The 8,888-nt window shown below is 61.0% G+C and carries 8 protein-coding genes and 1 pseudogene; 7 read left to right on the forward strand and 2 right to left on the reverse strand.

Annotated features, from left to right (window positions below; genetic code table 11):
• On the forward strand, positions 1–474 hold a 474-nt coding region (locus AC1DVH_RS21950), incomplete at its 5' end, for a DMT family transporter (RefSeq protein ID WP_477755579.1).
• A 15-nt stretch (positions 475–489) separates the two neighbouring features.
• On the opposite strand, the gene AC1DVH_RS21955 is transcribed toward AC1DVH_RS21950, so the two are convergent.
• Both AC1DVH_RS21955 and AC1DVH_RS21960 read right to left on the reverse strand, forming a co-directional pair.
• On the reverse strand, positions 490–1,530 hold the full coding sequence (locus AC1DVH_RS21955) for an FUSC family protein (RefSeq protein ID WP_477755585.1): 1,041 nt from the start codon (positions 1,528–1,530) through the stop codon (positions 490–492).
• A gap of 44 nt (positions 1,531–1,574) precedes the next feature.
• Positions 1,575–3,200 (reverse strand): NADP-dependent glyceraldehyde-3-phosphate dehydrogenase, encoded by a 1,626-nt coding sequence (locus AC1DVH_RS21960; RefSeq protein ID WP_477755580.1) that lies wholly within the window; start codon positions 3,198–3,200, stop codon positions 1,575–1,577.
• A 448-nt stretch (positions 3,201–3,648) separates the two neighbouring features.
• On the opposite strand from AC1DVH_RS21960, the gene AC1DVH_RS21965 reads away from it, so the two are divergent.
• The 6 genes and pseudogenes from AC1DVH_RS21965 to AC1DVH_RS21990 all read left to right on the forward strand — a co-directional run.
• Positions 3,649–4,536, forward strand: a complete 888-nt coding sequence (locus AC1DVH_RS21965; RefSeq protein ID WP_477755581.1) for a Dyp-type peroxidase — start codon at positions 3,649–3,651, stop codon at positions 4,534–4,536.
• 16 nt (positions 4,537–4,552) lie between these two features.
• On the forward strand, positions 4,553–5,521 hold the full coding sequence (locus AC1DVH_RS21970; protein WP_477755582.1) for a Gfo/Idh/MocA family protein: 969 nt from the start codon (positions 4,553–4,555) through the stop codon (positions 5,519–5,521).
• A 214-nt stretch (positions 5,522–5,735) separates the two neighbouring features.
• Entirely contained in the window at positions 5,736–6,488 is a 753-nt protein-coding gene (locus AC1DVH_RS21975) for a GntR family transcriptional regulator (protein ID WP_477755583.1), read from the forward strand.
• Positions 6,485–8,215: a fumarate reductase/succinate dehydrogenase flavoprotein subunit gene (locus tag AC1DVH_RS21980; protein ID WP_477755584.1), complete on the forward strand. Its 1,731-nt coding sequence runs from the start codon at positions 6,485–6,487 to the stop codon at positions 8,213–8,215. Before AC1DVH_RS21975 ends, AC1DVH_RS21980 begins: the two co-directional genes overlap by 4 nt.
• Before the next feature lie 26 nt (positions 8,216–8,241).
• On the forward strand, positions 8,242–8,487 hold the full coding sequence (locus AC1DVH_RS21985; protein WP_003180418.1) for a 4Fe-4S dicluster domain-containing protein: 246 nt from the start codon (positions 8,242–8,244) through the stop codon (positions 8,485–8,487).
• Positions 8,488–8,651: 164 nt separating this feature from the next.
• Positions 8,652–8,888: pseudogene (locus tag AC1DVH_RS21990) on the forward strand (ABC transporter substrate-binding protein); the annotation flags it as partial.

Genomic DNA, 8,888 nt, shown 5'->3' on the forward strand with positions numbered 1-8,888 from the left:
GCCCATGGCAGCCAGGGCGAGAGTGGCAGCGATTACCTGACGGGCATTGCCTTGGCGTTGGGTGCGGCGTTTCTCTACGCGATTGCCGCGTTGATCATCAAGCGTTTGACGGGAACTCCGCCGCATTTGATCGCGCTGATCCAGGTCAGCACGGGTGTGTTGTTGCTCGCGCCATTCGCGAATCTTTCGGTATTGCCCCAGGCACCGAGTGCGTGGGCCAGCCTGGTGACGTTGGGCATGGTGCACACCGGTGTGATGTACGTGTTGCTGTACGGCGCGATTCAAAAACTGCCGACTGCGCTGACGGGGGCGCTGTCCTTCATCTACCCGATTGCGGCGATTTTCGTCGACTGGTTTGCTTTCGGCCATCGTCTGGAGCCGCTGCAATGGATCGGTGTCGCGGCAATTCTGCTGGCCGCTGCCGGCATGCAACAAGGCTGGTCGCTGAAGTTTCGGCGCACGGTGACGCCGTAACCCGCGATCCAGGTGTCAGATGTTCCAGCGCGGCGCATTGCTGGCCAGTCGCTGGCGCATCTCGCCGACGTTGGCAGCCAGTTGTTGAGTCAACAAACGATAGCCGTCCAGCGTGTTGTAGACCGGCGCATCGAGGCTGACCAGCGGCAAATCCATAGGGCGATTGAGCCGTTGGGCGGCGCCTGATTTCAACGCCCTGGCCATACCGATCAATTGCACGCGAATCTGTCGATGCTCGGCTTTCAATGCCGTTTGCAGGAGCCTCATCGCCTCGGGGTCATTGGCATCCGGTCGGGTATTGCCGAGGATTTCCAGGGTACTGACGCACATGCGCAGGTTGCGCTGGATAGCATCCAGTTCGGTCATGGAAATCTTCACTTCCTTGGACACCGACGGCATCAGTGAGCGAAGTTGCACCATCACCGCGTTCAGGCGGGTCATGAGCTTGAGGTGTTCGTCGGCAGTGATAGCCTGGCCGTCAATGATGCGCCCGTAGATTTTCGCGCAATCACGCAGCGCATCGGCCAGGTTGTAGCGCCAGGAATAAACCGCGTACAGCGGCAGGGCGAAGGAAAACGCCAAAGCCAGGGCAATGCCGATCAGGATATCCACCCCGCGCCACAAGCCATCGGTGACCGGGTTGTCGCCGTGCCCCGCGACGATGAACACGGTAATCGCCGACAGCAGCGCCGTGTAACCACCCTTGCCGATGGCGTGATACGAGAAAAAACCGCAGACCACCGACATCGCGAAATAGGTCAGCCAGGGCATCCCGAGCCAGGCCTGTTGTGCCACCAACGCCAGGCCGACACCGGCGCCGATCAAGGTGCCAATGGCACGCTCGGCGGCTTTTTTGCCGATGTTGCCGTGATGCTGCAAGCCGCCGATCACCACCAGCATCGTCACCGACGCCCACTCACCGTGGGGCAGATGGATGCCGGTGGTCAGCAGGATGGTCGCCAGCAATCCGAGCGACACCCGCACCGCATGGATTACCCGGGCATGGCGATAGCGCCGATACGGGTCCAGCAGCGGACGCAGCAATCGGCGCAACAGCGGTGGCAGTCGTTGGGCTCTGGATGTACTCAGGCTGGCTCTCCTCAGAAGATGTAGTCGGTGGTCAGGAAGCTCGAACTGCGGCCGCTGATGATCTCGCTGATCAGGTCCTTGTTGGTCTCCTGGAATTTGGTGGCCACCAGGGTACGGATCGAAAACACCCGCAATGCGTCATGGACCGACAAGGTGCCTTCGGCGGAGTTCTTGCGACCATTGAAGGGGTAGGTGTCCGGGCCGCGCTGGCACTGGGCATTGAGGTTGATGCGCCCGACCTGGTTGGCGAAGGTGTCCACCAGCCGGCCGACCGCCACCGGGTTGGTGCCGAAGATGCTCAACTGTTGGCCGAAGTCCGACTCCAACACGTRGTCGATCACGGTATCCAGATGGCGGTRCGGCACGATGGGGATGACGGGGCCGAACTGTTCTTCCTGATAGACCCGCATCTGCGGCGTGACCGGGTACAGCACCGCCGGGTAGAAGAACGATGCACGAGCCTCGCCACCGTTGGGGTTGACCACTTTGGCGCCCTTGCTCTCGGCATCCGCTACCAGAGAATGCAGATAGTCGACCTTGCCCGATTCCGGCAGGGGCGTCAGGGATACGCCACTTTCCCAGGGCATGCCGGGTTTGAGGTTGGCAAGCCGGGCATTGAATTTGTCGATGAAGGACTCGACCACGTCTTCGTGAACAAACAGGATCTTCAGGGCCGTGCAGCGCTGGCCATTGAATGACAGCGAGCCGGTCACCGCCTCACTGACCGCGTTGTCCAGATCCACTTCCGGCAGGACTATCCCTGGGTTTTTCGCATCCAGGCCCAGCGCCGCGCGCAAGCGGTGGGGTCTCGGATGGAGTTTTTTCAGGTCACTGGCGGCCTTGTTGGTGCCAATGAACGCAAAGATGTCGATCTTGCCGCTGGCCATCAGCGCACTGACCGTCTCGCGGCCACTGCCGTAGATGACGTTGATCACCCCGGCCGGGAAGCTGTCGCGGAAGGCTTCCAGCAGCGGGCGAATCAGCAGCACGCCCAGTTTGGCGGGTTTGAACACCACGGTGTTGCCCATGATCAGCGCCGGAATCAGCGTAGTGAAGGTTTCGTTCAACGGATAGTTGTAAGGCCCCATGCACAGGGCCACGCCCATCGGCACGCGACGGATCTGGCCGAGGGTGTCCTGTTCCAGTTCGAAACGACTGGAGCGGCGATCGAGTTCTTTGAGCGCGTTGATGGTGTCGACGATGTAGTCGCAGGTGCGGTCGAACTCCTTTTCCGAATCCTTGAGGTTCTTGCCGATTTCCCACATCAGCAACTTGACCACGGCGTCGCGCTGCTCGCGCATGCGCCCGAGGAAGGTTTCGACGTGCTGGATGCGCTCGGCCACGCGCATGGTCGGCCACAGTCCCTGACCGCGGTCGTAGGCGCGTACGGCGGCGTCAAGGGCGGTCAATGCGGTCTCGGCATCCAGCAGCGGCGTGCTGCCGAGGATCACTTGCTCGTCGCCATTGGCGCCGGTCAGGTAAACCGGGCTACGGACCYGGGCCAGTGGCCCGTYCCAGGTTCTCAGTACGCCATCGACCAGGTACTCACGCTGCTCGGTCTGGCCATCAAGGCGGTACTTGTCCGGGATGTCGGCGGGGCTTGGGAACAGGTTCTGGAGAATATTGGCTGTGGTCATGTCGCTACCCCTCTGGATTGGGTGATGCACTGATGAATCGTTTTAGCAGACCTCAGCAACCCTTGTCATGACTCATTTCAGCGTTTTGCCGCACAGCGTGAAGGATCGCGGATTCATCGAGCCCTACAGTCATGGCGCTCAGAAGCGCCCCTTGTTGGCCCCCAATGCCCTCAACCCGCCCACGCCGGGTGCCTTAGTGTTGACCTCGCCTTGATCACAACAAAAAAGGTGCACCCGGCTGGCCGGGCAGCCAATGAAAGGACAGCCATGCGGGCAAGCCGATTAACTGAAAAGCCTAGCCTTTGTTTGGCCTTGGTGGGGGGGCTTCTGTGGCGAGGGGGCWWGCCCCCTCGCCACAGAAGCCCCTTTGCCACAGGTTCCTGGCCTCTGACGGCACACAAACCTTCGTACTCCGGTTAAACTCCGTGCTCTTTTTCAAGGAGTTCATATGAGCTATTACCAGCCGGGTATTCTCTCCACCCCCGTTCCGCCTCAAGCCCGCCATATGTTCTTCGCCCTCGAATCCGTCGAGGCATTGCCGGTTGCGCTCGACAACTTGATGCAACTGGTGGACGGGAAATCGGCTGTCGTTGGCTTCGGTGAATCGCTGGTCAATGCGCTGCACGTTCAGATCGATGGCCTGCGAACCTTTCCGGCGTTGACCGGTGTGGGCGTCGAAAATCCGTCGACCCAGCACGCGCTCTGGTGCTGGCTGCACGGTGAAGACCGTGGTGAGTTGCTCAACCGCAGCAACGTCATCGCCGCCGCGTTGGCCCCGGCATTGCGCCTGGTGCAGATGAACGAAACCTTCCGCCACATGACCGGCCATGACCTGACCGGCTACGAAGATGGCACCGAGAACCCCCACGACGAAGCCGCTGTCGCCGCCGCGCTGTTGAGCGAAGGCGCTGAGGGCCTGGTCGGTGGCAGCTTCGCCGCGATCCAGCAGTGGCAGCATGACTTGAAAGGTTTTCATRGGCTGTCGGYGGACGAAAAAGACAACATCATGGGCCGCCGCTTGAGCGATAACGAAGAGATCGACGACGCGCCGGTTTCCGCCCACGTCAAACGCACCGCCCAGGAAAGCTTTGCGCCTGAAGCCTTCGTGGTGCGCCGTTCGATGCCGTGGATCGAAGGCGACCGCGCCGGCCTGATGTTCCTGGCCTTCGGTTTTTCCCTCGACGCCTTCGAAGCCCAACTGCGCCGCATGAGTGGCCTGGAAGACGGCGTCACCGACGGTTTGTACCGCATCAGCCGTCCGATCACCGGTGGCTACTACTGGTGCCCGCCGCTCAAGGACGGTCGACTGGACCTGCGCGTATTGCGCATTGGCTGAGCACCAAGGAGAGCCTGTGAACCTGGTGCGCTGGGGCATGATCGGTTGTGGCAGTGTCGCGGAACGCAAAAGCGGGCCGGCCTTCTACAAGGCGCCCGGATCGGCGTTGGTGGCGGTGATGGGCCGGCGCCTGGAAGCCGTCACCGACTACGCCGCGCGCCACGGCATCGCGCGGGTCTACACCGATGCGCAGGCGCTGATCAACGATCCCGAGGTCGACGCGGTGTACATCGCCACGCCGCCCGACAGCCATTACGCTTACGCCTTGCAGGTGGCCGCCGCCGGCAAGCATTGCTGCGTCGAAAAACCGATGGCGCTGAATGCCGGGCAAAGCCGCGAGATGAAGCAGGTGTTTGCCGATGCCGGGTTGCACCTGTTCGTGTCCTATTACCGGCGTTCGCTGCCACGCTTCCGGCAAGTGTGGCAGTGGCTGCAAGAGGGGCGGATCGGTGAGGTCCGGCACTTGACCTGGACCCTCACCAAAGCCCCGTCGGCAGCGGACCGCAACGGCAGTGAAAACTGGCGCACCGATCCGGCGATTGCCGGTGGTGGCTACTTCGCCGATCTGGCCAGCCATGGCCTGGACCTGTTTCAGTACCTGTTCGGCGATATCGTCGAAGTCGCCGGGTTCACCGCGCGGCAGGCCGGTTTGTACGCGGCCGAAGATGCCGTCAGCGCCACTTGGCGGTTTGCCAGCGGGGCACTGGGGATGGGCTGCTGGAACTTCGTTGCAGACCGGCGCGAAGACCGGGTCGAAGTGATTGGCAGTAAAGGCCGGATCACCTTTTCGGTATTCGATGAACACCCGGTCGAGCTACACGCCGATGAACACCTCAGCCTGAACATCGAGCATCACGCACACATTCAGTGGCACCACGTATTGGGCATGAATGCGCATATTCGTGGTGAGGCGCAGCACCCGGCCGTGGCCGAACAGGCGTTGAAGACCGATTGGGTGATGGACCAGATCCTCAAGCGGCACTGAACCTTCAGATTTAACGCGGTCCTGTGGGAGCGAGCTTGYTCGCGATGACGTTGTGTCAGTCAGTATCAATGCTGGATGTGCCGACGCTATCGCGAGCAAGCTCGCTCCCACAGGGGACGGTGGTGAGTCTAACCTTATGCGCATTCGGTATTTCTCAATCGACATCACGGCTCTTTAAGATCACGTCATAACTCGTTATAACAAGTGATCCGCCATGACCGATAACGTTCTATCCCTGAGCAGCGTCCCGTTGCACACCCAACTGCGAGACGTGCTGCGTACCCGCATCCTCGACGGCAAATACCCGCAAGACAGCCAGATGCCTTCCGAAAGCGAGCTTGGCACGTTGTTCAAGGTCAGCCGCATCACCGTGCGCCAGGCCTTGGGTGACCTGCAAAAGGAAGGGTTGATCTTCAAGATCCACGGCAAAGGCACCTTCGTCGCCAAACCAAAAACCTTCCAGAACGTCAGCACCCTGCAAGGCCTGGCCGAGTCCATGACCGGTCGCGGCTACGAGGTGATCAACCGCCTGCGCAGCTTCAAATTCATTGCCGCCAGCAAGCTCGTCGCCGAGCGTTTACAGGTCGTCGAAGGCGAGGTTGTGACGCAGGTCAAACGGGTGCGCCTGATCAATCGCGAGCCGATTTCCCTGGAAATCACTTACCTGCCCAAGGCCATTGGTGAGCGCCTGGAAAAAGCCGACCTGGTCACCCGCGACATTTTCCAGATCCTGGAAAACGACTGCGGCCTGGCCCTGGGGCACGCCGACCTGGCCATCGATGCGGTACTGGCCGACAGCGACCTGAGCCGGGCGCTGAACGTCGAACCTGGTTCAGCAATCATGCGCATTGAGCGCCTGACCCACGATGTCGACGGTTGGCCGCTGGACTTCGAACACCTTTACTACCGTGGCGATGCCTTCCAGTACCGCCTGCGGATCGACCGGCAAAAAGGGGAGCAGGCATGACGCGCAGCACGCTGGAGCAGGAATACGACATCGTTGTCATTGGCGGCGGCACCGCCGGCCCCATGGCGGCGATCAAGGCCAAGGAACGCAACCGCGACCTGCGGGTGTTGTTGATCGACAAGGCCAACGTCAAGCGCAGCGGCGCGATCAGCATGGGCATGGACGGCCTGAACAACGCGATCATTCCCGGCCACTCGACGCCGGAGCAGTACACCAAGGAAATCACCATCGCCAACGACGGCATCGTCAATCAGGCCGCGGTGTACGCCTATGCCACCCACAGCTTCGAAACCATCGAGCAACTGGACCGCTGGGGCGTGAAATTCGAGAAGGACGAAACCGGCGACTACGCGGTGAAGAAGGTCCACCACATGGGCGCCTACGTGTTGCCGATGCCGGAAGGGCACGACATCAAGAAAGTCCTCTATCGGCAGTTGAAGCGCGCGCGGGTGAGTATCACCAATCGCCTGGTCTGCACCCGATTGCTGACGGACGAGGAGGGCGCGGTCAACGGCGTGATGGGTTTCGACTGCCGCACCGCGGACTTCCATGTGATCAAGGCCAAGGCGGTGATCCTCGCCTGCGGTGCCGCCGGACGCCTGGGGTTGCCGTCTTCGGGCTACCTGATGGGCACCTACGAAAACCCGACCAATGCCGGCGACGGCTACTCGATGGCCTACCACGCCGGGGCCGAACTGGCGAACCTGGAGTGCTTCCAGATCAACCCGCTGATCAAGGATTACAACGGCCCGGCCTGCGCCTACGTCACCGGCCCCTTGGGCGGCTACACCGCCAACAACAAGGGTGAACGCTTCATCGAGTGCGACTACTGGAGCGGGCAGATGATGTGGGAGTTCCATCAGGAACTGGAAAGCGGCAATGGCCCGGTGTTCCTCAAGCTCGATCACCTGGCCGAGGAAACCATCCAGAACATCGAAGAGATCCTGCACAGTAACGAGCGTCCGAGTCGCGGCCAGTTCCACGCCAATCGCGGTACCGACTACCGCACGCAGATGGTCGAGATGCACATCTCGGAAATCGGCTTTTGCAGCGGGCATTCGGCGTCGGGGGTGTGGGTCAACGAGAAGGCCGAGACCTCGGTCAAGGGCTTGTACTCGGCCGGTGACATGGCCGCCGTGCCGCACAACTACATGCTCGGCGCGTTCACCTACGGCTGGTTCGCCGGCCACAACGCAGCGGATTTTGTCGCCGGGCGTGAGTTTTCAGCGCTGGATGCCGCGCAGATCGAAACCGAAAAACAACGGGTTTACGCGCCGCTGGACCGTTTACACGGCCTGCCGCCAGCGCAGGTCGAATACAAGCTGCGGCGCTTCGTCAACGACTACCTGCAACCGCCGAAAGTGACCAAGAAGATGCAGATCGGCCTGCAACGCTTCAGCGACATCCAGCGCGATCTCGACCAGATCAAGGCCCACAACGCCCACGAACTGATGCGCGCCATGGAAGTCAGCATGATCCGCGACTGCGCCGAAATGGCCGCCCGCGCTTCATTGTTCCGCGCCGAAAGCCGCTGGGGGCTTTACCACCATCGCGTCGATCACCCACAACGCAACGACCGCGACTGGTTCTGCCATTGCCACCTGAAGAAAGACCAAAACGGTTTGATGAGCAGTTTCAAGAAAGCCGTCGAGCCTTACATCATCGCGCTGGATGCCGACGAGATGCAGGCCTACGACCGGTTGCGGGTCGGTGCCGATGCGGCTTGATGCCGACAACAAAAGAGAGATCGAACATGGCTTACCAACCCCAGGAAATCTTCTTTCGCTCCAACGCACCGGTCACGGTCGATGAGGACAAATGCATCGCCCACAAAGGCTGCACCGTGTGCGTCGACGTTTGCCCGATGGACCTGCTGGCGATCAACCCGGCCACGCAAAAGGCCTACATGGCCTTCGATGAATGCTGGTACTGCATGCCCTGTGAAAAGGACTGCCCGACCGGGGCCGTGAAAGTCGAGATCCCCTATCTATTGCGGTAACCGCTTTTGTAGGAGCTGGCTTGCCAGCGAAGACGCCAGAACAGACAACCCAAAACGCCATCCGGCAACCACCGGACGCCTGATTAAAAACACCCCTCGTTTCCCACCGCGCCCTGATCGTGGCGGAGACGAACATCCAATAAATGATTCGAGGGGAAACACTCATGATGTTGCGTGCAGCGTTGGCCGGTCTGGTACTGGCTTCATTCACCCTGTCGGCCTCGGCCGAAACCATCCGCATTGCCATCGGCACCCAGGACACCACCATCAACTGCGCCGCCGGCGGATTGTTGATTCGCGAACTCGGGCTGCTGGACAAATACCTGCCCCACGATGGTCCCTACAAAGACGCCCAATACGAGGTGCAGTGGAAAAACTTCACCAGCGGCGCCCCCCTGACC

Source organism: Pseudomonas sp. P4_C3 (assembly GCF_056402075.1).